Annotated in this window: 1 protein-coding gene; it reads left to right on the top strand. The window is 59.1% G+C overall.

Features of this window, described 5'->3' with window-relative positions; all coding sequences use genetic code 11:
• Positions 1–616: GrpB family protein (locus EN780_RS36615; protein WP_133372975.1), on the top strand; the 616-nt coding region annotated here is incomplete at its 5' end.
• Positions 617–635: the final 19 nt, after the last annotated feature.

The raw sequence follows: 635 nt of genomic DNA, 5'->3' as shown, positions 1-635 counted from the left end.
ACGCATTGTCGCGCACGACGAAGAATGGGCCGCGCGTTGTGCCGGCGAGGCGGAGGCGATCCGCGCTGTCATTGCACCGGCGCGGGCATTTATTGATCATGTAGGATCTACGGCGATCCGCGGTCTTATGGGCAAGCCGTGTATCGACCTCCTGGTCTCCCTTCTCGACTGGTCAGAAGCACAACAAGTCGCCGCAACGCTGAAAACAGCGGGCTATGTCGAGGAGGAGAGTTGCGATAACCCACCGCGCATTTTTCTTGTGAAACCCGATCCCGTCACGCCCTTTCACCTTCACCTAGTTCCCAACGGCAACTCTTGGGGACAGGACATGATTGTATTTCGCGACGAGTTGTCCGGCGATCCAGACCTAGCGAGCCGCTATGCCGCTCTCAAGCAACGCCTTGCGCAGGCGTATCCGACCGACGCCAAGGCCTACACTCGAGGTAAGTCTAGCTTTGTCGCCGAGGTTCTGCGTCATGCAGCGGCGGCGTTTAGCAATGACCGCCTGCTGACCCATCAGCGTGCGGAGCTGAACCGTGCGCAGGCATCAGAACCTGGCACTTGCCGCCCAATTTGGTGTTGCGGCCATCGCCGCAATCTCAGTCTATTCCAGTGACAACGCCACCCTTCTCAAC

The sequence above is a fragment of the Mesorhizobium sp. M4B.F.Ca.ET.089.01.1.1 genome, assembly GCF_004022605.1.
In the GTDB taxonomy this organism is placed as follows: Bacteria; Pseudomonadota; Alphaproteobacteria; order Rhizobiales; family Rhizobiaceae; genus Mesorhizobium; species Mesorhizobium abyssinicae.
The sequence above is the reverse complement of the archived record's forward strand: the minus strand, read 5'-3'. Positions and strand labels throughout refer to the sequence as shown.